The 22,385-nt window shown below is 50.4% G+C and carries 25 protein-coding genes and 1 pseudogene; 3 read left to right on the top strand and 23 right to left on the bottom strand.

What is annotated here, in order from left to right; translation table 11 throughout:
• Positions 1–339: 339 nt before the first annotated feature.
• The 7 genes from KNP96_RS03190 to KNP96_RS03220 form a co-directional block, all read right to left on the bottom strand.
• Positions 340–618: a thioredoxin family protein gene (locus KNP96_RS03190; RefSeq protein WP_029331290.1), complete on the bottom strand. Its 279-nt coding sequence runs from the start codon at positions 616–618 to the stop codon at positions 340–342.
• A gap of 101 nt (positions 619–719) precedes the next feature.
• Positions 720–1,103 carry a glycine cleavage system protein GcvH gene (gcvH, locus tag KNP96_RS03195; protein WP_029331292.1) on the bottom strand — a complete coding sequence of 128 codons (384 nt, stop codon included), beginning with the start codon at positions 1,101–1,103 and terminating at the stop codon, positions 720–722.
• A gap of 64 nt (positions 1,104–1,167) precedes the next feature.
• Positions 1,168–1,521: an arsenate reductase family protein gene (locus KNP96_RS03200; protein WP_214768808.1), complete on the bottom strand. Its 354-nt coding sequence runs from the start codon at positions 1,519–1,521 to the stop codon at positions 1,168–1,170.
• A 35-nt stretch (positions 1,522–1,556) separates the two neighbouring features.
• Entirely contained in the window at positions 1,557–2,012 is a 456-nt protein-coding gene (locus tag KNP96_RS03205) for a DinB family protein (protein WP_214768810.1), read from the bottom strand.
• Positions 2,013–2,083: 71 nt separating this feature from the next.
• The gene (locus tag KNP96_RS03210; protein WP_088837709.1) at positions 2,084–3,868 is read right to left on the bottom strand and encodes an acyl-CoA dehydrogenase family protein; all 1,785 of its coding nucleotides are present in this window, start codon (positions 3,866–3,868) and stop codon (positions 2,084–2,086) included.
• Positions 3,865–5,055, bottom strand: a complete 1,191-nt coding sequence (locus KNP96_RS03215; RefSeq protein WP_214768811.1) for an acetyl-CoA C-acetyltransferase — start codon at positions 5,053–5,055, stop codon at positions 3,865–3,867. Before KNP96_RS03215 ends, KNP96_RS03210 begins: the two co-directional genes overlap by 4 nt.
• Before the next feature lie 14 nt (positions 5,056–5,069).
• Positions 5,070–7,487 (bottom strand): 3-hydroxyacyl-CoA dehydrogenase/enoyl-CoA hydratase family protein, encoded by a 2,418-nt coding sequence (locus KNP96_RS03220; RefSeq protein ID WP_214768812.1) that lies wholly within the window; start codon positions 7,485–7,487, stop codon positions 5,070–5,072.
• Between the two features lie 186 nt (positions 7,488–7,673).
• Here KNP96_RS03220 and KNP96_RS03225 point away from each other — a divergent pair, with 186 nt between their 5' ends.
• Positions 7,674–8,309, top strand: coding sequence for a class I SAM-dependent methyltransferase (locus KNP96_RS03225; RefSeq protein WP_214768813.1), 636 nt, complete (start codon positions 7,674–7,676; stop codon positions 8,307–8,309).
• A 452-nt stretch (positions 8,310–8,761) separates the two neighbouring features.
• On the opposite strand, the gene KNP96_RS03230 is transcribed toward KNP96_RS03225, so the two are convergent.
• The 12 genes and pseudogenes from KNP96_RS03230 to KNP96_RS03285 all read right to left on the bottom strand — a co-directional run bounded on the left by KNP96_RS03230 (position 8,762) and on the right by KNP96_RS03285 (position 18,108).
• Positions 8,762–9,679 carry a proline dehydrogenase family protein gene (locus KNP96_RS03230; RefSeq protein WP_029331301.1) on the bottom strand — a complete coding sequence of 306 codons (918 nt, stop codon included), beginning with the start codon at positions 9,677–9,679 and terminating at the stop codon, positions 8,762–8,764.
• 84 nt (positions 9,680–9,763) lie between these two features.
• Positions 9,764–10,438, bottom strand: a complete 675-nt coding sequence (locus tag KNP96_RS03235; RefSeq protein ID WP_088837713.1) for a TVP38/TMEM64 family protein — start codon at positions 10,436–10,438, stop codon at positions 9,764–9,766.
• Entirely contained in the window at positions 10,435–11,118 is a 684-nt protein-coding gene (gene trhA, locus KNP96_RS03240; RefSeq protein WP_201302359.1) for a PAQR family membrane homeostasis protein TrhA, read from the bottom strand. Before trhA ends, KNP96_RS03235 begins: the two co-directional genes overlap by 4 nt.
• A 201-nt stretch (positions 11,119–11,319) precedes the next feature.
• Positions 11,320–11,935, bottom strand: a pseudogene (hisIE, locus tag KNP96_RS16985) (bifunctional phosphoribosyl-AMP cyclohydrolase/phosphoribosyl-ATP diphosphatase HisIE).
• Positions 11,932–12,681, bottom strand: coding sequence for an imidazole glycerol phosphate synthase subunit HisF (hisF, locus tag KNP96_RS03250; RefSeq protein ID WP_029331307.1), 750 nt, complete (start codon positions 12,679–12,681; stop codon positions 11,932–11,934). The pseudogene hisIE and the gene hisF overlap by 4 nt, the downstream one beginning before the upstream one ends.
• Positions 12,675–13,379, bottom strand: a complete 705-nt coding sequence (gene hisA, locus KNP96_RS03255; protein ID WP_029331308.1) for a 1-(5-phosphoribosyl)-5-[(5-phosphoribosylamino)methylideneamino]imidazole-4-carboxamide isomerase — start codon at positions 13,377–13,379, stop codon at positions 12,675–12,677. Before hisA ends, hisF begins: the two co-directional genes overlap by 7 nt.
• Positions 13,352–13,939: an imidazole glycerol phosphate synthase subunit HisH gene (gene hisH, locus KNP96_RS03260; RefSeq protein ID WP_214768814.1), complete on the bottom strand. Its 588-nt coding sequence runs from the start codon at positions 13,937–13,939 to the stop codon at positions 13,352–13,354. The genes hisA and hisH overlap by 28 nt, the downstream gene beginning before the upstream one ends.
• Positions 13,936–14,517, bottom strand: coding sequence for an imidazoleglycerol-phosphate dehydratase HisB (hisB, locus tag KNP96_RS03265; protein ID WP_214768815.1), 582 nt, complete (start codon positions 14,515–14,517; stop codon positions 13,936–13,938). Before hisB ends, hisH begins: the two co-directional genes overlap by 4 nt.
• Positions 14,490–15,461: a pyridoxal phosphate-dependent aminotransferase gene (locus KNP96_RS03270; protein ID WP_214768817.1), complete on the bottom strand. Its 972-nt coding sequence runs from the start codon at positions 15,459–15,461 to the stop codon at positions 14,490–14,492. Before KNP96_RS03270 ends, hisB begins: the two co-directional genes overlap by 28 nt.
• Positions 15,461–16,678 (bottom strand): histidinol dehydrogenase, encoded by a 1,218-nt coding sequence (gene hisD, locus KNP96_RS03275; protein WP_214768819.1) that lies wholly within the window; start codon positions 16,676–16,678, stop codon positions 15,461–15,463. The genes KNP96_RS03270 and hisD overlap by 1 nt, the downstream gene beginning before the upstream one ends.
• A complete protein-coding gene (gene hisG, locus KNP96_RS03280; protein ID WP_029331313.1) occupies positions 16,678–17,286 on the bottom strand; it encodes an ATP phosphoribosyltransferase in 609 nt (202 codons plus the stop codon). The genes hisD and hisG overlap by 1 nt, the downstream gene beginning before the upstream one ends.
• Positions 17,287–18,108, bottom strand: coding sequence for an ATP phosphoribosyltransferase regulatory subunit (locus KNP96_RS03285; protein ID WP_214768821.1), 822 nt, complete (start codon positions 18,106–18,108; stop codon positions 17,287–17,289).
• Positions 18,109–18,239: 131 nt separating this feature from the next.
• Here KNP96_RS03285 and hisJ point away from each other — a divergent pair, with 131 nt between their 5' ends.
• On the top strand, positions 18,240–19,034 hold the full coding sequence (gene hisJ, locus KNP96_RS03290; RefSeq protein ID WP_214768823.1) for a histidinol-phosphatase HisJ: 795 nt from the start codon (positions 18,240–18,242) through the stop codon (positions 19,032–19,034).
• Positions 19,035–19,292: 258 nt separating this feature from the next.
• Here the strand turns inward: hisJ and hxlB are convergent, their stop codons facing one another.
• The gene (gene hxlB, locus KNP96_RS03295) at positions 19,293–19,841 is read right to left on the bottom strand and encodes a 6-phospho-3-hexuloisomerase (RefSeq protein ID WP_214768825.1); all 549 of its coding nucleotides are present in this window, start codon (positions 19,839–19,841) and stop codon (positions 19,293–19,295) included.
• Positions 19,842–20,477, bottom strand: a complete 636-nt coding sequence (gene hxlA / locus KNP96_RS03300; RefSeq protein ID WP_214768826.1) for a 3-hexulose-6-phosphate synthase — start codon at positions 20,475–20,477, stop codon at positions 19,842–19,844. It lies immediately after the preceding gene.
• A 204-nt stretch (positions 20,478–20,681) separates the two neighbouring features.
• Here hxlA and hxlR point away from each other — a divergent pair, with 204 nt between their 5' ends.
• The gene (gene hxlR / locus KNP96_RS03305; RefSeq protein WP_214768827.1) at positions 20,682–21,047 is read left to right on the top strand and encodes a transcriptional activator HxlR; all 366 of its coding nucleotides are present in this window, start codon (positions 20,682–20,684) and stop codon (positions 21,045–21,047) included.
• Between the two features lie 56 nt (positions 21,048–21,103).
• Here the strand turns inward: hxlR and KNP96_RS03310 are convergent, their stop codons facing one another.
• Entirely contained in the window at positions 21,104–21,613 is a 510-nt protein-coding gene (locus KNP96_RS03310; RefSeq protein WP_214768828.1) for a GNAT family N-acetyltransferase, read from the bottom strand.
• A 179-nt stretch (positions 21,614–21,792) separates the two neighbouring features.
• Complete coding sequence (locus KNP96_RS03315; RefSeq protein WP_214769065.1) at positions 21,793–22,302, bottom strand: AAA family ATPase; 510 nt, start codon at positions 22,300–22,302, stop codon at positions 21,793–21,795.
• Positions 22,303–22,385 lie beyond the last annotated feature (83 nt).

The raw sequence follows: 22,385 nt of genomic DNA on the forward strand, positions 1-22,385 counted from the left end.
CGAACTTCTTCGTTCGTCACATCAGAGGACGGCGCCCTTTCGAACTATAAAAGCAAGATGTCACAGTAGTCAGATCGACCATTCGAATCCACCACCTCTTTTTTGAACCGCTTCGTCTTTGGGGGACGACTTAAGGGGAAACAGAAAAAAAGATTTAGGATGTCATTGAATGGTTCTAAATACGAGAAACATCAGGTTCTATACCTCTGCCAGACTTCCTATAAAAGCATTTCTAGAAGTTGATATGAATATACCATTCATAAATTGTCATTGTCAATGAATTATTGTAAATATTCCGACAATTTAACATAAAGAAAAATCATCCTATGATTTTTCTTGTTATTCTGCACAAAACGCAAAGACATTTTGGACGTTTTGGAACGCATATAACCGCTCTACGACTTGATGATCCTTTACTTTGAGCAATGCCGGCACACTCATGACTTGCGCCTGCTCTAGAAATTCAGGAATGAAATTTCCATTCGCTTTTTGGATCCATTCCTCGTCTTTCGTCGCTTCGACGATGTCGAGCATCCGACTGGCGATGGCACATGTGCCGCACATCGGTGCATAGACATACAACAACCCGTTTGCCGGTACTTCTGTTACTTCCTTCATCTTGACCCCTCCTGTTATCCCGTGCTTCTGAAGCCAGTATACAAAAAAAAGGACAGCGATGAAACGAAATCGTTTCACCCCTGTCCGTCTTACCTTAAGTATTACTCGTTAATCATTGATTTGTATGCCGCAGCATCCATCAATGCTTCAACTTGTGACTCATCTTCTAGCTCGATATCAACCATCCATGCACCTTCAAATGGTGATTCGTTAACGAGTTCTGGGGAATCCGAGAGTGATTCATTGATTGCAACGACTTTCCCTGAAATCGGTGCGTACAACTCTGAAACCGTCTTGACCGATTCAACCGAACCGAATGGCTCGTTGATTGAGATCGTATCTCCGACTTCTGGAAGCTCAACGAACACGATATCACCGAGTTCGTGCTGTGCGAAATCCGTGATTCCGATTCGTGCTTTGTTGCCTGTTACTTCGACCCATTCATGCTCTTCCGAATACCGTAGATTGTCTTTGACTTGACTCATTTGCGATTCCCCCTGTGTTCTATAGTGGACTAACGGTTTTAGTATACCAAATTCAATCGGCTTCTTAATACCATTTTCCTTGATACATCTCTTCTTTAAATCCAAGTGTGACATCTGTCCCGTCCGTGACGATTGGACGTTTCAACAGCATGCCGTCACTTGCGAGCAAAGCATACTGCTCTTCTTCCGACAAGTCGGGTAAACGATCTTTCAGACCAGCCGCACGATAGGATTGACCACTCGTGTTAAAGAATTTTTTCAGCGGTTCGCCACTTTTTTGATGGAGTTCGCGAATCGTCGCGGCACTTGGTGTCTCGTTGACGATGTGTTTGTAATCGACTTCGACGCCGTTGTTTTCAAGCGCCTTCTTCGCTTTGACACATGTACTGCACTTTGGATAGCCATACATCGTTACCATATTTCATCACCTCACCTTTAAGACTAGCAGATGGATCAGTGTTCCTTCAAGCGCGCGAGTGCCGCATCAATTTGATCTTGATGATGGTGATCGTGGGCGATGAACGACGCGACGAACTCACGGGGACAAAAGCGCCCTTCATACGTCTGTTCATACTGCGCGTCCGTCAACCGTCCGAGTTGCGTCACGAGTTCGCTTCGAACCGCGATTGCTTTTTTCAGTAACGTCAGTGCGTCGACATGATGCGCATATTCGACCGCTAACCGGTTGAACTCATCAAAGTCCGTCTCGACTAACGTCAGTCGATCGTCAGGGAGCTTCGCGACAGCATGATCGAGGTAATACCGGTCCCACAGGAACAAATGGCCGACACACTCCTGTACCGTCCATTTATCGATCGCGAGCGGCGACTGCCACTCTTCATCCGATAAACGCTCGAGCGATTTGTAGTAGTCGACTGCAAACTGAAGTTCTTTTACATCTTTACGCATCGCTATTCCCTCCTCAAAAAAATTCGCCTTTACAGAGATTTTCCCTGCAAAGGCGAACTCGTAAACCTGACTTAGACGAGATATTTGTTAGCTTCAATCAAACGTTTCGCAATCGCACGTTTCGTGCCGATTGAGTTGATTGGTTGGTAACGGCTGAATTTCTTCAGTGCCGACAGCAACATCCGTAACTCGTCTCCACTTGCTGCTGCGTAGAGTGTTTCTTTCGCGTCACGTTCAACACCTTCGAATGCCTGTTGGGCGAAGACTTCCGTATAACGGATTTTGAGTTCGCTCTTCTCAGCGCCTTTTGAAGCGATCGCTTTTTCCGTCCGGACGATGGCTGACTCGAGCGCATAGATTGCACTCATGATATCGGCCGTGTTCGCGAGAATTTCCTGTTCGCCTTGTAACTTATCTTGATATTTCTGAACAGCCGTTCCAGCCGTCAATAAGAAGATCTTTTTCATCATCGCGAGCAGGTGACGTTCCCGGTCGAGCGGTTCTGTTCCGACTTCTGTCGGCATGAAGCTCATGACTTCCTGTTGGAGGCGCTGCGCTTCCGCTAAGAGTGGTAACTCGCCTTTCATCGCTTTCTTCAAGAGCGTACCTGGTACAAGCAGACGGTTGATTTCGTTTGTTCCTTCGAAGATCCGGTTGATCCGTGAATCACGGTACATGTTTTCGACTTCATATTCCGCCATGAAACCATATCCGCCGTGGATTTGAACCGCCTCATCGATGACATAATCAAATGTCTCGGACGCAAAGACTTTGTTCATCGAACATTCAATCGCGTACTCGGCAATCGAATCAGCGACGCGTTTGCCATCTTTGCTTTCTTCTTCCGACAGCTGATCGAGACTATCTTGGAAGAGACCGCCTGTCCGGTAAACTGAGCTTTCCATCGCATACGTTTGGGCTGACATCGTCGCCAGTTTCTCTTGAATCAATGGGAATGAGCTGATCGGTGTTTTGAATTGTTTCCGTTCGTTCGCATACTGAACGGCGAGATCAATCGCGCGTTTTGATGAACCGACGGCACCGACAGCGAGTTTGTAACGCCCGACGTTCAAGATGTTAAAGGCGATGACGTGCCCGCGGCCGATTTCACCGAGGACGTTTTCGACCGGTACTTCCGCATCTTCTAAAATCAATGTCCGTGTCGATGACCCTTTGATGCCCATTTTTTGCTCTTCCAGACCTGTCGAGACGCCCGGGTACTCACCCTCGACGAGGAATGCCGTGAATTTATCGCCATCGATTTTCGCATAGACGACGAACAGACTGGCGAAACCGGCATTCGTGATCCATTGTTTTTCACCGTTCAAGATGTAGTGTGTCCCGGCTTCGTTCAAGACAGCTGTCGTCTTCGCACCGAGTGCATCTGACCCCGAGCCCGGTTCTGTCAATGCGTATGACGCGATCCACTCACCTGACGAGAGTTTTGGCAAGTATTTTTGTTTTTGCTCTTCGTTTCCGAAGAAGACGATTGGCAGTGAACCGATTCCGACGTGTGCCCCGTAGCTGAGGGCGAATGAACGACCACGTGCGAATTTTTCTGTGATGATCGAAGACGAGATTTTATCCATTTGGTAACCGCCATATTCTTCCGGAACGTCTGCCCCGAGAAGACCGAGCTCGCCTGCTTCACGCAAGAGACCGACTGAAAGTTCGAACTCATGTTTTTCGATCCGGTCAAGCACCGGAACGACACGATCTTCGACGAATTTCGCCGTCATGTCACCGACCATTTTATGTTCTTCTGAAAAATCCTCCGGTGTAAAGAGACGCTCTGCTTTTAATTCATCCAGTACAAAACTTCCACCTTTAATCAATTCGTTTGTCGTTTGGCTCATTGTCCTGTTCCTCCTTCAACTAATTCGAATACACCGGCAGCACCCATGCCGCCGCCAATACACATCGAGACGACACCATATTTCGCGTTGCGGCGTTTCATTTCATGCAAGAGTGATAATGTCAGTTTTGTTCCCGTACAGCCGAGTGGATGACCGAGTGCGATTGCTCCCCCGTTGACGTTGACGATGTCTTCGTTGAGACCGAGCTCACGGATGACACCAAGGGATTGAGAAGCGAATGCTTCATTCAATTCAATCAAGCCGACCTCTTCGAGTGTGATTCCTGCGAGTTCAAGGGCTTTCGGAATCGCGACGACGGGTCCGATTCCCATGACTTCCGGACGGACACCGCCGACGGCAAACGACTTGAACTTCCCGAGAATCGGCAGCCCTTGACGCTCTGCTTCCTCACGCTCCATCACGAGTACGGCTGCTGCCCCGTCTGATGTTTGTGACGAGTTCCCGGCCGTGACACTGCCACCAAGCCGGAAGACCGGACGGAGTTTTGCCAAGCCTTCTTTTGAAGAATCTGCCCGAACCCCTTCGTCATGCTGGACGACCCAGGATTTTTCTTCGACCTTCATGTCATCGTTGACGACGTATTCCGTCACCGTGACGGGGACGATTTCATCCGTGAACTTACCGGCTGCGATCGCGGCTGCCGCTTTTTGATGACTGCGTAAGGCAAAGGCATCTTGATCTTCACGTGAGACGTGATACGTCGCTGCGACTTGCTCTGCCGTATGCCCCATGCTCATATAATATTCAGGTTCCGATTCGATGATTGACGGGTTCGGACGAACGACGTGTCCCGGCATCGGGATTTGACTCATCGACTCGAGACCGCCGGCGATGACTGCCTTCGCTTGACCGGTCATGATTTTCATCGACGCATCGGCGATCGATTGCAGACCTGACGAGCAGTAGCGGTTGATTGTGATGGCCGGTACTTCGTGTGACAAGCCGCCAAGGACGGACGCGTAGCGGGCGATGTTCATCCCTTGCTCTGCTTCCGGAAGAGCACAACCGAGAATGACATCATCGATTGTTCCCTCATATTTCGAACGCTTCAACGTTTCCTTAATCGCGATTCCTGCGAGTTCATCAGAACGCATCGCTTTAAATGACCCTTTTTTTGCTTTACCGACTGGTGTCCGCGCACCAGCGACGATTACTGCTTCTTTCATTCGAATCCCCCCAGTCAGTTACGAAGCGGCTTGCCTTTGACAAGCATATGCTGCATCCGTTGTTGTGTTTTCATCTCACCGATCAAGCTCAAGAACGCTTCCCGTTCAAGGTCGAGCATGTATTGCTCATCGACGTGTGTGCCGAACGCAACGTTTCCGCCCGCGATGACATGCGCTAACTTGTTCGCGATTTTCAAGTCATGCTCCGAGACATAACCGCCATAGAACATTTCCCGCGTTGCCAGCTCAAGCGTCGCTTTCCCTGTCCGTCCGACGACAGGAATCAAGGATTTAGCAGGTGGTGTATAGCCTGTCCGGTCGAGCTCGAGGACAAGTTGTTTCGCATCATACGTCAAGTGATCCCGGTTCATCGAAATCTGGTCGACAGAGCGGATATAGCCGAGTTCGCGTGCTTCGAACGCTGATTTCGAGACTTTTGCCATCGCGACGTTTTCAAATGTCTTTTGCGCTGCTTTTTCGATATTGACTAAACCATCCGGCGTATTTTCAAGTAAACGACGGTACGTGTTGACGTTTCCGCCACCACCTGGAATCAAGCCGACACCAACTTCGACGAGCCCCATGTAAGTCTCGAGTCCTGCTTGCAGGCGAGCTGCCGGAAGTGAAATCTCCGTTCCGCCACCGAGCGTCATCCCTTGTGGTGCTGCGACGACCGGGCGTGACGCGTAACGAATCTTTTGAATCGATTGCTGGAATTTATTGATGATCCAGTCTAGCTCGAACCAGTTTTCATCTTCTGCTTCCATCAGCATCATCGCGAGGTTCGCACCGACACAGAAGTTTTTACCATCGTTCGCGATGACGAGTCCACGGTGATTTTTTTCGACTAAGTCAATCGATTGTTCAATCATCTGCATGATGTCGACGCCGATTGCATTACTCTTCGACGTAAACTCAAGAACTGCTACGTCATCTCCGACATCGAGTAAACGGGCCCCGTTGTTCTCAAGCAAGACGCCGTTCGACTTGCGGACGTCACGTAAGCGGATTTCTTTCGGGTTCTGTTCACTGCCGACATACGTTTTGCTCGTCGCATCATAATGCTGACCATTTTCGTTGTAGAAACTTGTGTTGCCTGACGCAAGCATCTCGTCGACCCATGCCGGGACGTCGTAACCATCCTGCTTCATTTTCGCGACGGTCTTTTCGACACCGAGTGCGTCCCATGTCTCGAATGGTCCCATCTTCCAACCGAAGCCCCATTTCATCGCTTCATCGATTGCTTTGATGTCATCCGCGATTTCATGTGTCAGTTGTGCCGAGTAGAGCAGTGTCTTCGCATGGATCGGCCAGAGGAGTGCACCGACACGGTCTTTTGCAAAAACAACGGCTTTCAATTTATTTTTGGCGCCAGGAAGAGCTTTCGCCTGACCGATCGACGGTTCAGTAAGCGCTTTCTTTTCAACGTATTCAAATGAGTTCACATCGAGTTCAAGGATTTGTTTCCCGACTTTCTTATAGAAACCTTGTCCTGATTTAGCACCGAGCGAACCTTCTGCGACGAGTCGCTTCATTTCCGCCGGTACTTCAAACGTATCTTTTTCAGGACCTTCCGGTAACAGGTCATAGACGTTGTTCGCTACATGGACGAACGTATCGATTCCGACGACGTCAAGCGTCCGGAATGTCGCTGAGCTCGGACGACCGAGTAACGGTCCCGTCACGGAGTCGACTTCTCCGATCGTATAGCCGCCTTTTTTCATCTCTTCCATCGTCACGAGCAGACCATATGTCCCGATCCGGTTGCCGATGAAGTTCGGTGTGTCCTTCGCGATGACGACACCTTTTCCAAGACGCTCTTCCGCGAATTGTTTCATGAAGCGGACGACTTCCGGATGCGTGTCCGTCGTCGGAATCAATTCGAGTAGCTTGAGGTAACGTGGTGGGTTAAAGAAGTGTGTGCCAAGGAAACGTGAATTAAATGATGCCGATCGTCCTTCACGCATCGCTTCGATCGAAATCCCTGACGTATTCGAGCTGACGATCGCATCTTCACGGAGGAACGGTTCAATCGTCGCGAACAATTGTTGTTTAACATCCAAACGTTCAACGATGACTTCGACGATCCAGTCCGCTTCCTTCAAGCGTTCGAGGTCGTCTTCGAGATTACCGACTTCGATTAAGTCGATCAACGACTTTGAAGCGAGCGGTGCCGGATTTTGTTTCAGCAACTTTTGACGGTTTTCCCGTGCGATCCGGTTTCGGACGGCTCTGTCCGATAACGTAAGTCCTTGTTTTTCTTCCTGTGCCGTAAGTTCTTTTGGTACGATATCAAGCATCAATGTCCGAATTCCCGCATTCGCGAGGTGTGCCGCGATTCCTGCACCCATGACCCCTGAACCGATGATGACGGCGAATTGAATATGTTTCGTCAATTTAAGTGTGGTCGGCTGACCGATCTGACTCGCCATGATATACCCCCTGATTCGTAATTGAATGAACAACCATTCATTATTCTGACAAAAAAAGAAGCCCATCAATCTTTCCCCTGCTTCTTCTACCTCTCCATCATAAATGAATAATGATTCAGTAGCAATAAAAAAACACGTTTTGGTCAAATTTTCCTGTTAGACTAAAAGAAACAAGGGGGAGATGTCATGAAACAGACGGAACAGCTGTGGGATCAGAAGGCAACGGACTGGGCGGAACGCTCGGAAATGATGTGGACACAAGGGAGTCGTAAAACGATCATTCCTTTCCTAAAGTCGGTCATCACCGCTGGCAAGATGCTTGATTTAGGCTGTGGCGACGGAGCGGCCTGCCGCTTGCTTACTGACTCTTTTCAAATGACAGGACTTGATTTATCGGAAGAAATGATTCGGATTGCCCGCGACAAATCACCGACCCTCGACTTTGTCGTCGGCACCGGTGAAGCGTTACCGTTTGTAGATGATGCATTTGACGCCGTCCTCGCCGTCAACTCACTCGAGTGGTCGACGCGTCCGCTCGCAGTCCTTCAGGAAATCGAGCGGGTTGCACCAATTGTCGTCATCAGTCTGCTCGGACCGACAGCAGCACCACGGGCTTTAGCCTATCGTCGGCTGTACGGGGAAGATGCACCGATGGGCAATACGATGATGCCGTGGGAACTCGTCCAACTGGCAGAAGAACGTGGTTGGACATTGCTCGACGAAGCAGTCATTCAAAAAGAAGGGGCTGTGTTGACCGGTCACCGGTTACTCGATCAAGCGCATGCGTTTTCGTGTTTGTTTGCGTTTCGGACACGAAATTAAAGAAAATCGGGTCTCTATAACAGACGTATGTCCACCCGCTTTTCTCGGGCGGGACGCAAGCCGCGCCCATCTAACGATGATCGGGTCTTGCCTGTCCCTGACGGAAGCTACGCTTCCTTTTCCCGTAGAAGTCGAGTGGACACGTCTGTTTGCTGATAACCCATTCAACATAATCGTTCATCTGCTGACACGTATCAAGTAGAAAAAATCACTCGATTCATGCAACTCCTACAGGAAAAAGCGCATTTTTTTGCGCTGACAGAGACAAACAAGACCCGACTTGCGAATAGCAAAGTCTGGCTTGTGTCTCGCCTGAGGAAAGTGCATGAATAACGAGTGATTTCTTTTGAGTCTCCCAGCCAGATTAGCTACGAAAAGCACAGGGATAGAAAAAAAATTCAAACAATAAAACAAAAAGATGAAGCCATGACAGCTCCATCCCTATTTTTCGATTACCCTTTGACCATTCCTTTAAGGACGAACGCGACGTTTGCCGGACGTTCTGCTAAACGGCGCATGAAGTAACCGTACCAGTCACGGCCATACGGGACGTAGACACGGACTTTATAACCGAGCTTCACGAGCTCAAGCTGACGTTCGACGCGGATGCCGTACAGCATCTGGAATTCGAACTTATCATTTCCGATTCCATTTTCCTTCGCGTAGCGAATGATTTGTTCAATCATCGCGTCGTCATGCGTCGCGACCGCAGCATAATTTCCGAGTGACAATTGAAGTTTTACGAGTTTGATGTAGTTGTGGTCGACATCTTCTTTTTCCGGGAAGGCGACCGTCGCCGGCTCCTTGTATGCCCCTTTGACGATGCGGAGGTTCGTTTCAAACCGTCCGACCCGTTTGATGTCGTCTTCTGAACGATAGAGGTAAGACTGAATGACGGTACCAATGTTATCAAACGACTGACGCAACTCTTCAAACAATTGAATCGTTTTTTCACAACGTGGTTCATCTTCCATGTCGATGGTCACGAATACGCCAAGCTCTTTCGCCCGTGTCAGAATCCGTTCCATGTTCGATCGAATTAATTGATCTGAAATATCAAGGCCAAGTGACGTTAACTTTAGTGAAAGTTGCGAGTCTAATTTCTCTTCCGCAATCATTTCGACGGCGCGGATACACTCTTGCGTCATCATCTCCGCTTCGGCTCCAGTCGAGATGAACTCACCGAGGTGATCCATCGTCACACATAATCCTTTTGCATTCAAATCTTGAATCGCCCGTTTCGATGCTTCGAGTGAATCCCCCGCCACGAAGCGACCAGCCCCAAACTTCAGACCATATCGTTTCGCTAATCCATTCAATGTCTTATTCTGCGATAAGAAGATAAAACCATCCCGTAGTACTCGTTCCATCACTCATTATTCCCCCTAAATAAATGCTAGGCTGTTTTACCGTATCGGTTCACATCACTGCACTCATATTATGACATAAAGCGCTTACATATGCTCTCTCTTTTGTTTTTTTCGTAAAGATCGTTGTGCAAAAAAACCAACTGCAAAAAACAATACGTATAAAAAGACAGCTAAGAAAAATTGCCACGAAAATGGATCGCGCAGACTCGCCCCGATGTTGTTGTAAACGAACGCCCCAGGAATGATACCGAGATAACTTGCAAGTGCAAACTGCTTAAATTTAATTTTCGATAGTCCGGACGCATAACTGATTGCATCAAATGGAAACAATGGAATCAAGCGGACGAGCAACACGACTGTAAAACCATTCGAAGCAATCCGGTCGTCGAATACCGTCAGCTTACCGGTCCCAATGATTTTCTCGACAGCGCGCCGTCCGAGCAGGCGGGCAATCCAAAAACTGAGTAAACTGCCTGTCCCGGCGCCGATGACGTCAAGCAACGTGCCGAGCCACGGACCATAGGTATAACCGCCGAACATCGTCAGTAAGCTCGCCGGGAAAAAGACGAGTGGACGGATTGTATAAGCGAGGACATAGAGCAGCATGCCGGGAAAGCCTTGCGCGAGAATCCAGTTCGACAACGCCTCTAAATCAAATTGCTCCATCATCCCCGACAAGCGGAAATAAAGGAGCAATCCGAGTCCGAACAATAAATAAAGTGAAAAGGGAAGCCAGTCCCGCAAGCGAAGTTTCTTCATGACATCGGTGCCGGTGCCACGTAATAGAAAATCGACAGGAAAATCAAGACACTTCCTGCGAGAACAAACAGATGCCAAATCGCATGATTGTACGGCAAACGAGCCCAAACGTAAAAGATGACGCCGAGTGAGTACGCGAGTCCACCGCCGAGTAGTAACAAGAACCCTTGTAAACCAAGTGCTTCATAAATCGGTTTAATGGCGAAGAGACAACACCAGCCGAGCACCAAATAAGAAACGTTCGAAATCCAGACGTGTTTCCCCGTCGAATAGAGTTTCCAAATCATCCCGAGCGTCCCGACGCCCCAGACGATGCCGAGCAACGTCCAACCAAGTGGTCCGCGTAACGTAATCAACGCGAACGGTGTGTAACTCCCTGCAATCAAGAGATAGATGCCTGCGTGATCGAGAATTTGCAGGACTTTGTTCGCTTTCGTATGCATCAGCGAATGCATCAATGTCGAGAACAGATAAAGTAAAATCATCGTCGCGCCAAAGATACTGACCGCCGTGATGTTCCATGCACTACCGGATTTCGTCGCCTGTAACACAAGCAACACGAGTGCCACGATACTGAAGATGACACCGAGCCCGTGCGTAACCGCACTGGCGATTTCTTCTTTCAAGGAATCCCCTTTTGCGAGTAACTCTTCGAGCGTTTCTTTGGACTGTTCCTTAATCGTTTTCGTAATTTCTTTTTTTGTGATCAAACAAACACCTACTTTCTAAACAAGACAGACTATGCCCTTGATTATACGCCCGAACAGCAAGACTGCCTATTAAAACATTCTGTCAATTTGATGACGTCCTGGGCACTGTAACCTATTCCCGATTTTTCATCAAAAAAATCCACTTCCCGCAAAGGAATGTGGATTTCGGATTTACCACCGTTCGATATCCGGACGATCTTTGAACGTCGATTTCGTACCGTGCCGTTCGTTCAGCACCGCTTCGACTTCTTTATACGAGACACCGCGGTCAGCAAGCAAGACCGTCAAGTGGTACAGCAAGTCTGCCGTTTCTTCCGCTAATGTGTCGTCGCCTGCGAGGACGACCTCAAATGCTTCTTCCCCGAACTTCTTCGCGATTTTCTCGCGTCCGGACTGGACGAGATAGTTCGTGTACGAAGAGTCCTCATTCGCTGCGATTTTTTCTTTTACTGTCTGTTCCAATTCATGTAGCATGGGGCACCTCCACTTCTGTATAGAAACATGTCCGGTTGCCGGTGTGGCACGTCGGACCATTCGCTTTGACCGTAATCAACAGACTGTCCTGGTCACAATCAATCCACATGCGACGGAGCTCAAGCGTATGTCCGCTCGTCTCTCCTTTCGTCCAGAGCCGGTTTTTCGTCCGCGAGAAAAACGTGACGAGTCCGGTCGCAAGCGTTTTGTCGTAAGCGGCCTGATCCATGAACCCGACCATCAGGACATCGTTTGTTGTTTCGTCTAAAATCACCGCCGCAACGAGTCCTTTTGAAAAATTCAATTCGATCATCGGACGTCGACTCCTCTCGCCTTCAAGTAATCCTTCGTCTCCGGCATCGAATACGTCGCTTCGTGGAAAATCGAAGCGGCAAGTGCAGCGTCGGCACCTGCTTCGAGACCCTCGGCTAAATGTTCAAGTGTCCCGACACCGCCGGACGCAATGATCGGCACGTTAACGACGTCGCGTAACCGTTGAATCAGTTCCAGGTCATAGCCGTCCTTCGTCCCGTCCGCGTCCATCGACGTGACGAGTAACTCGCCGGCGCCGAGCGCAACGACTTCCTGCGCCCACTCGATGACGTCCCGACCGACAGCTTGTGTCCCGCCGTGTGAGAAGACCCCCCACGAGTCGCCCGTCCGTTTGGCATCAATCGCAACGACCGTCGCCTGGACACCAAACAACTGACTGACGTCATGGACAAGTTGCGGATTCTGCAGAGCTGACGAATTGAGGGAGACCTTATCGGCACCAGCTCGTATCAGGCGTTTCGCGTCCTCGAGTGTCTTGATCCCGCCGCCGACCGTAAACGGCATGTAGATGACTTCAGCGACCCGCTCGACGATATCGAGCATCGTCTCCCGTCCTTCTTGTGTCGCCGAGATATCAAGCAAGACGAGTTCGTCCGCCCCTTGTTCATAGTAGTACTTCGCGACGGCGACGGGATCGCCGAGGTCACGTAAGTTTTGGAACTTGACACCTTTGACGACACGCCCTTCCTTGACGTCGAGGCAGGGAATGATTCGCTTCATCAACATACGGTCAGCACCTCTTTCAACGAGAGCGACCCGTCGAGTAAGGCACGGCCGATGACGGCGCCGTCCATCCCGATTTCTTTCAGGCGGGCGACATCTTCGACCGTCGTCACGCCACCGGAGGCAATCAGTTCAACGCCGTCCCGTTTCAAGCGATCGAGTCCGTCGACATCCGGTCCCTGCATCATCCCGTCGCGCGAGATGTCAGTATATAAAAACGTCTTGATGCCTTTTTGAATCAAGTGTTCGATTGCCCGTTCGAGCGTCCAATCACTTGCTTCGAGCCAGCCGCGAGTCTGGACGATGCCATTTTTCGCATCCAGGGCAACTGCTAACTTGTCGCCGGCTTTCTCAATCATCTGTTCGAGCAAGGCTTCGTCCTCGAGGGCGACCGTCCCGATCAAAATTCGATCGATACCGGCACCGACGTAGGCTTCGACCGTCTCGATGTTGCGGACACCGCCGCCTGCTTCCACGAACAACCCCGTCTCTTTTTTTATGTCGGCGATCAGGCTCAAGTGCAATGGTTCGCCGGCTTTCGCGCCATCTAAGTCAATCAGGTGAATCGCTGTCGCGCCGTCGTCCTTAAAGCGTTTCGCGATCGTCAGTGCATCACCGAAAAACGTTTGTTGCTGAAAATCACCTTGCTTGAGCCGGACGGCTTGTCCGCTCATTAAATCGATTGCTGGGTAGAGTTGCATGTCGTCTCTCTCCATTCTTTAAGTAATTTCAGTCCGACTTCGCCACTCTTCTCCGGGTGGAATTGCATCCCCGTCACCAAGTCCTTTTGGACGATTGCCGGGACGAGTCGACCGTATTCGACGGAATCGATGATCCAGTCCGGTTCGCAGACGGCACCGTACGAGTGGACGAAATAGACAGCTTCGCCGTGATTCGTCAGTTCGTGCCAGCCCATATGGGGTAAGCGGACCGTTTCCGGTAACTTCTCGATCGTCCCCGGTAAAATGCCCAGACCCTGCGTCCGACCGTTTTCGTCACTCGATTCAAACAATAACTGCATCCCGAGACAAATCCCGAGGAACGGTTTTTTGGTCGCTTGGTCCCGCAAGAAGTCAATCAAGCCGGTCTCTTTTAACCGGGCCATCGCCGGGGCATAGGCACCGACGCCGGGCAGGACGAGTGCTTCCGCCTGTCCGAGCAGTTCGATGTCACTCGTGACGATGACGGCTTCACCGAGTTCTTTTAACGCCCGTTCGATGTTCGCGATATTCCCGACGCCATAATCTACGATTGCGATCATTGATCAATCAGTCCTTTCGTCGAGGGCACGCCTTCACTCGTCACGGCGATCGCTTGGCGAATTGCCCGTCCGAGTGCTTTGAACAAGCCTTCAATCATGTGGTGCGTGTTCGATCCGTAGAGGACCTCGGCATGAATCGTCATCCGCGCGCTCCGCGACATACCTTGGAAAAATTCTTCCGCGAGCTCCGTATCGAAATCACCGAGCTTCGGATTTTTGAATTCAGCGCGGAAGACCGTATAGGGACGTCCACTGAAGTCGAGAACGACGGACGCGAGTGTCTCATCCATCGGCACACGGGATTCACCGTAGCGTTCAATCCCGGCCTTGTCACCGAGTGCTTCCGTCAAGGCAGCCCCGAGGACGATCGCTGTATCTTCGACCGTATGGTGGGCATCGATCCAAAGATCGCCCTTCGCTTCGATGATGAGTCCGATCCGCGCTTGAAAAGCGAATAACGTCAACATGTGATCAAAGAAGCCGACGCCTGTTTTGATCTCGACCGGGCCTCCCGCGAGATCGACCGCGACCTTGATTTCTGATTCTGAACTTACTCGTTCGCTTGTCCCACGACGCATTGCATTTCCTCCTCTACACATCTTTCTAGTACGTTCATTGATTCAACCGAACCACAACTGATCCGGAACGCTCCGTCAAACAAGCGGATCCGCAGTCCGGCGCTCGCACACCGTTCAGTAAAACGTTCCGCTTCATCGTATTCGACATAAACGAAATTCGCGGCACTCGGATAGGTTGTTCCGAGCGGCTCGACGAGACGGGCAATCGTGTCCCGGCTCGCATACGTTTCCGCTAAGACAAGATCAAGTTCCGGTTCGGCCATGATGGCAATCCCGACCGCTGCCGAAAGGCCGGATACATTATACGGCGACTTGATTTGTTCGACTTCCGCAACGATCGCTTCACTGGCGATCAGAAAGCCAAGGCGCAGGGACGCAAGTCCGAACGCTTTTGATAAGGTCCGGAGGATGATGGCGTTCGGATACTCCTCGAGTAAGCCGACCATCGACTGCTCGAGCGCGAAGTCGATATACGCTTCATCGATGACAACGTATTTGCCGCTGTCGAGTAACCGGCGCACGTCGGCTTCTTTTCGTAAGATACCAGACGGATTGTGCGGGTGACTGATGAAGATGATGTTCCCCGGTGCAGCAATCAAGCCGTCGACGTCGAGTGCCATCCCGTCGAGGAGCGGGACTTTGCTGAAGTCAGCCCGTGCCCGGTCGGCATAAAACTGATACATGACGAAGTCCGGTTGCGAGGCGATGACCGGTGACTCTGGACCGGCGTAGCGGGCACAGAGGTAACCGATCATTTCATCGGAGCCATTCCCGGTCACGAGTTGTGTCGGGCGGACACCGGCATAGGTGCTGTAAGACGTTTTGACTTGGTCGATGATTTCGACCGGATATTCATTTAACGGAAACGTCTCGACGAGTTGTTTAATCGTCTCGATTCCGATTGTACTATGGGCAGTAAAGCGTTCATTTTGGTGGAGTCGCATCAGTTTTCCCTCACTTCTATCGCTTGTGCGTGTGCTTCGAGTCCTTCGACCCGGGCAACTGTTTTTGCGGCATTGGCAAGACGCTGGACACCTTCCCGTGTCGCTTCGAGCATCGTCTGGTGACGCAGGAACGTCCGGGCCGATAAACCGGACGCGAAGCGCGCCGTCCCGGACGTCGGTAAGACGTGGTTCGTTCCGGCGACGTAATCCCCGAGCGTCTCCGGCGTTTCGTGACCGAGGAAAATCATCCCGGCGTGACGGATCGATTTGACGACGTCCTGCGGATTAGCGACGGCGAGCTCTAAGTGTTCGGCTGCTAGGCGGTTCGCTTCCTCGATCGCTTGCTCGAGCGAGGCGACGAAGACTCCGCCGTTTTCCATCGCACGGCGTGCAATTTCTTGACGCGGCAGTTGTTGCAGGCGTGTTTCGATGTTGGCATCGACGTCTGCTTTCATCGCTTCCGTCGGGACGAAGGCAATCGCGACCGCGTCCCGGTCGTGTTCCGCCTGGGCAAGTAAATCAGCAGCAATCCGGTCCGGGTGCGCCGTCTCATCCGCGATGACGACGACTTCTGATGGTCCGGCAACGGAATCAATCCCGACGATCCCGTAGACTTGGCGTTTTGCTTCGGCGACAAACCGGTTCCCCGGTCCAACGATCAAGTCGACGGCACCAATCGTTTCCGTACCGAACGTCAATGCGGCGACGGCTTGCGCGCCACCGATCGTATAGATTTCCGTCACACCGGCGATTTGAGCCGCGACCAAGACTTCATCCGTCAGTCCTGTCACGGGTGTCACCATGACGATCCGTTCGACACCGGCAACTTTTGCCGGGATTGCATTCATCAAAACGGTCGACGGATAACTTGCCGCACCACCCGGGACGTAAATCCCGACCGAATCGACGGGAAGAAACCGTTGGCGCCGTGTGATGTCGGCTTCGACGAGTTCGATGTCGGACGGTAACTCTTGTTCGTGCCACTCGACGAGGCGTGTCGCCATCAATTTGAGCGAGTCGATTAAATTCGTGTCCGCTTGCTCGAATGCTTGTTGAATCCGTGTTTCGTCTAATCGCAAATCCGTCAGCTCGATGTTGTCGAACTGTGCCGTATAGCGACGGACTGCTGCGTCGCCATCGTTTGCGACCGTTTCAAGGATCGCCCGGACGGCTTGTTCCGTCTCACGGTCGACGCTGAAGTTTTTTGTCGTTGCCATTACCGTGTCACTCCTTCTGTCAGCTGTTCCAGTAGTTGAATCACTTCGACCCGCTTGCGTTTGAGTGTCCATTCACTCGTAAAGAACCGGGCACTGATGTCGATGATTTTTTCGTATTCGTTCAGTCCGTTCGCCCGTAACGTCTCGCCCGTCTCGACGATATCGACGATTGCATCGGCGAGTCCGAGGAGCGGTGCCAATTCGACCGATCCGTTCAGCGGGACGATATCGACGTCGACGCCGAGTTCACTGAAGTAGCGTTTTGCGATGACCGGATACTTCGTTGCGATCCGGACCCGGCGTCCGCCTTCGAACTGGAGCGGCTCTTTCGCACAGACCGACATCCGGCAGACGCCGAACGGTAACTCCGTCAGTTCCGATAACTCTTGATCCGACTCAAGTAAGATGTCACTCCCGGTGATGGCGACGTCGAGGACGCCCTGGGCGACGTACGGGATTAAGTCCGATCCTTTCATGAAGACGAATTCATGCTCGCCCCGTTTGACGATCAATTCACGTTCAATCGCGCCCCATGTCTCGACGCCCGCTTCTTTTAAGTAACGCTCGGTCGCTTTCGACAGGCGTCCTTTCGTGATTCCGATTCGCATTTACAGCACCTCCGCAAGCCGTTCGACCGAAAATCCGATGCCGAACGCCTGTTGTTGTTGACCAAACTGTTCATATAACCGGTCGTAACGACCGCCGACTAAGACCGGCTCCGTCACACCATCGATGAAGCCGTGGATCGTCACGCCGTCATAATAGGTCTGTAAACCCATCTGTCCGAAGTCGAGATCGGCATTGACGGCGTCCGCTAAATCAAGGACGGCGTTCAACCGTGTTTCATCGACGAACGGTAAGATTTTTTCTGCGCCTTCACGTCCGAATAACAGTGGGAGTTTTGCCAACAATTCATCATCGAGTTCCCGGGCGATTTGTTTCAGTTCAATCACGTTCCGCAACCGTAGCATCTGCGTCACCTGGTCACGCAAGTGGTGATCACCGACCCGTGTCTCGATCAAATGTTCAATCAGTCCGGCGTCGCCGATCGATAACGTGACTGCTTTGCCCGTCAACTCTTCAATCAGGCGGACAGCCAGCTGAATCGCTTCGACGGCTGCGATCTCGCCCCGTTCCTCAAACCCGACTTGGAACTTCTCTTCCGGCTGAAAGACCGAACCGCTGTAAAAGACACGCTTATATTGTTCACGGCCACGCTCACTGAGGGCGCGGGCGACACTTGTCGTAAAGTCCATCCGAATTTGTTCCCGTCCACCAATTTCTTCAATTAAAGGTGTGATTAATCGGGTATAGTTAGATTGTTCGAGTCCATCCTCAAGCTGACGGATGACCCGTTGCAGACGTTCTGCTGACGGTCCGACATAGTCTGTCGCCCCGTCCTTGAGTCGAATCGTAGAAAATGATTGCATGTCGCCACTCCTTTATCTTATTATCACTGTACCACGCTAAATTATTTAACGATAAGATACCTTTTTTGCGGTCCGCTTGTCAATCCTTTTGCCTGTTTTACTACCTAAAAAAACATATCGGAGGTTTTGTCATGCATTTAATGAAATGGGACGGTCACGTCCACAGCCCGTATTGTCCGCACGGAACGAAGGATCCGCTCGAAGCGTATATCGAACGCGCCCTGTTACAAGGTCTCGAACGGATCAGCTTCACCGAGCACGCCCCGTTGCCGGAAGGACTCACCGATCCGGCACCCGATAACGACTCCGGGATGTCGTTTGCGACGGCAGAACGCTACATCGAAGAACTGAAAACGTTACGCGAGACATATAAAAACGATATCGAGATCCGAATCGGGATGGAGTTTGACTACTGGGAGCATGACGTCGACGGGACACGTGACATCATCGCCCGCTACGGCCCCGAGCTGACGGACGGCATTCTGTCGCTACATTACCTCTGGATCGAGGACCGTTATTACATGGTCGACTTCAGTAAAGAAAGTTTTGGTGAGATCGTCACGAAACTCGGCAGCGTCACAGCCGCCCACGAGCGCTACTACGAAGGCATCCAGGCACTCGTCATGACGGACTTAGGGAAACACCAACCGAAGCGTCTCGGTCACCTGACGTTGCCGACGAAGTTCATCCAAGCCTATCCGCTTGAGTCAAACCCGGCGAACCTTGACGATACGTTACGGAAAATCCGTCAGGCGGACTTCACGCTCGACGTCAACACAGCAGGACTCCGTAAGCCGTTATGTGGTCTTTCCTATCCTTACCCGGAACTCCTGCAAGTCACGCAGTCTTTATCGATTCCGCTCGTTTACGGATCGGATGCCCACCTCGCGAAAGATGTCGGGGCTGATTTTGATATGAAATGGTGACGACGATGATTGTCTGATACAAAGAAACGCTCATTTTTCACTTGCTTTCCTCAGGCGAGACACAAGCCGCGGCTCCTCCGTCCAACTATGGACGGGGAACCGGGTCTTGTTTGTCTCTGACAGCGCAGACGCGCTTTTTCCTGTAGGAGTCGCGTGAAACGAGCGTTTCTTTTTTTCATTTATCAGCATATTCATGAATGGACATACAAAAAAGACCGGCAAACGTATCCCTCACGTCTACCGGTCTTATAACTTCTTTTATTCCAAATTAGCATGCTTGCCGTACATCGTTTTTGAATCAAGCTGTTTCGCCGCCATGATGTGGAGAATCAACGCGTCGTAGAACAGCAACATCGTTTGTTCAAACAACGATCCCATCGGCTGAACCGTTTCGTCTGCGGTGGCTGTCCGCTCTTTCGGCACGCCCGGCAGCTTGACGGTTAAGTCCGCTAACTTCGCCAGTGTCGATGTCGGCTCAATCGTAACGACCGCGACGGTTCCACCGATCTGTTTCGCTTTCTCGACGATCGGGACGAGTGTTTTTGTCTCACCGGATCCTGATCCGATGATCAACAAGTCTCCTTCACGCAAGTTCGCTGTGACCGTCTCACCGACGACATAAGCATCGAAGTTCATGTGCATCAGACGCATGACAAACGCTTTTCCCATCAAGCCGGAGCGACCGGCTCCAGCAAGAAAGATCCGGTCTGCCTTTAGAACGGCTTCCGCGAGTTGCATTGTCTCGGCTTGATCAATCGCTTCGACCGTCGACGTCAGCTCGTGTAAAATCGTTTGAATAGGTGTCATTTACGCCTCTTGCAGCATCCGACGCATCGTTGACGCTGTTCCTTGTTTGTCGTCTTGTCCGGTGATTCCGCCACCGACGATGATGAGGTCTGGGCGTGCTGCGATGACTTCCGATAATGTCTCCATCTTGATGCCGCCCGCAACTGCTGTTTTGGCGTTTTTAACAACGGACTTGATTGTCGCGAGATCCTCGAACGAGTTTTGACCGACGGCTTGAAGATCGTAACCGGTGTGGACACAGATGTAGTCAACACCGAGTTCATCAAGTTCTTTCGCACGTGTCGCGATATCTTTGACAGCGATCATATCCACCAAAATCTTCTTGCCTGATTTTTTCGCTTCTTCCACGGCACCTTGGATCGACATATCTTCGGCTGCTCCAAGAATCGTCACAATGTCGGCACCGTGTGCGACAGCTTGGCTGACTTCATAGCCGGCAGCATCCATGATTTTTAAGTCGGCGAGAACCGTTAAGTTCGGGAATGCCGCTTTCATTTCTTTGACGGCGCGAAGCCCTTCGTTGATGACGACCGGTGTTCCAATCTCAACGATATCTAAGTTTTCTTCACCAATTTCTTTGACTAAAGCGATGGCACCTGCTGTATCGACTAAATCGATCGCGAGTTGTAATTTCATCATTGATCTCTCCCATTCTTCTCTCTATTTGTGAATCCTGGCACTTCCTTCTGACGTTCGTGAAGGAACATGACTAAATATAATCCTCATAGACGAACTTGGGAAGTACGCACTTTTAATTTACATAGTGCGGTTTTTCATACATAGTGCGGAAAAGTATACTGTCGATGACAAGAGGGCTATACTAAAAAAGGAGGTGGATTGATGCCACATTTTGAAGACCGGCAGTTTAATTGTGAAAAGGAATTGACCCTCTCGATCATCGGGGGGAAATGGAAGATGCTGATTCTTTGGCACCTCGGGAAAGAAGGGACCAAACGTTTCGGAGAGCTGAAAAGTCTGATGCCCGGCATTACGCAACGGATGCTCGTCAATCAGTTACGGGAGCTGGAAGACCACCACATCATTCACCGGGAAGTCTATCCGGTCGTTCCGCCGAAGGTCGAATATTCATTGACGTCACACGGCCACAGTCTGATGCCGATTCTGGACGCGATGTACGACTGGGGTAAGGATTATGCCAAAAACGTCCTCGAAGTCGACTTTGAACAACAAAAATTATCACAATAAAAAAGATGCTCGTCTGTCCCGTCTCAATCTGAGAGGAGGCAATCGAGCATCTTTTTTTAGACTTCTTCCGTTGTAAAAATCTTCGACATCGCCAGTTCATCGACGTACTCGCCGTCAATCAGCAGCGAGGCAATCCGCGTGCCTTCGATGTTGAAACCGAACTTATGATAAAGCTCGATTGCCCGCAGGTTATCTTTGCGAACCGTCAGTTCCAGCCGGACGAGTCCCGCTTCAACGGCAAAGGCATCGACTGCTTCGAGTAATCCGGCACCAAGACCTTGACCGGTATAGGCGTCGAGCAAGCCGATGACGAGGTTCGCCCGATGACGGATTCGGCTTGGTTTGCCACCAACGACCAACACATAACCGACAAGTTGCTCATCGACATCGACGACGAAAATATCCGAGTTCGCCGCCTGACCAAACCGTTCGATGAACGCTTCCGCCTGCTCCGTCGACATGCTGCGTTCTTCCGGTTCGTACAACATATATTTCGTTTCCCGATCAATCCGTCGCATCAAGTCCGATAATGCCTTTCCGTCCATCAAGGTGGCACGTCGTATCATAGATGTCAGCTCCATTTCGATAAAACATAATATGAAAAAATTCGTTCTTTTAGTGTACTTGATTAAAACGTAACACGTAACCCTTTTTAAAATCTTAGATTGAATTGCACTGCACTACATTTCCAATCAACAAAGATGTCGTTTAGGTAGTATACGCGTAATCCGGTACATTCCCCTCTTTATGAACAGGGTGATTCATTGATTTGATGAAGAATCAAGTCTACGATGTCTTGTTGACTCATATCGATGGTGAGCATCATTTCTCCGTTTATTCCTAACTGATCATGCGGGATCCACCAGGTATTTAAACGTGCTTCCCCAAACTCTTTTGCAGAAGAACGTAATTTATGTCGCTCGACCGTTTCTGTAAAAGGTAAATCAAAGTAATAGACATAGACGTGATGATCAAAGTAGTCAACGAGATCAAGTAGTAATTCTTTATAAACTTGTTTTTTCAATATCCCCTCTAAAATAACCACTTTGCATGTACCTTTACCAAACTCCGTAATTCTTTTGATTAGCTCGATTGACATATTCCCTTGCAAGTCTGGTACCATCAACATCTCGCGGCGCACAATATCCTGTGAAACCAGCAGTGTTTCTTCTCCTAAACTTTTTTGAAGCATTTTTGCAATTGTTGTTTTCCCGCTTCCAGAATTACCACGTAAAATAATCAATTTCGTTTTGATTTTTATCAGACCTTTCAAAATTAAATTCCGAAATGAATCATATGCTTTTCTTCTTCTATCGCTCTTATGATAATCAAAACCAG

Source organism: Exiguobacterium sp. s133 (assembly GCF_018618595.1).
Classification (GTDB): domain Bacteria; phylum Bacillota; class Bacilli; order Exiguobacteriales; family Exiguobacteriaceae; genus Exiguobacterium_A; species Exiguobacterium_A oxidotolerans.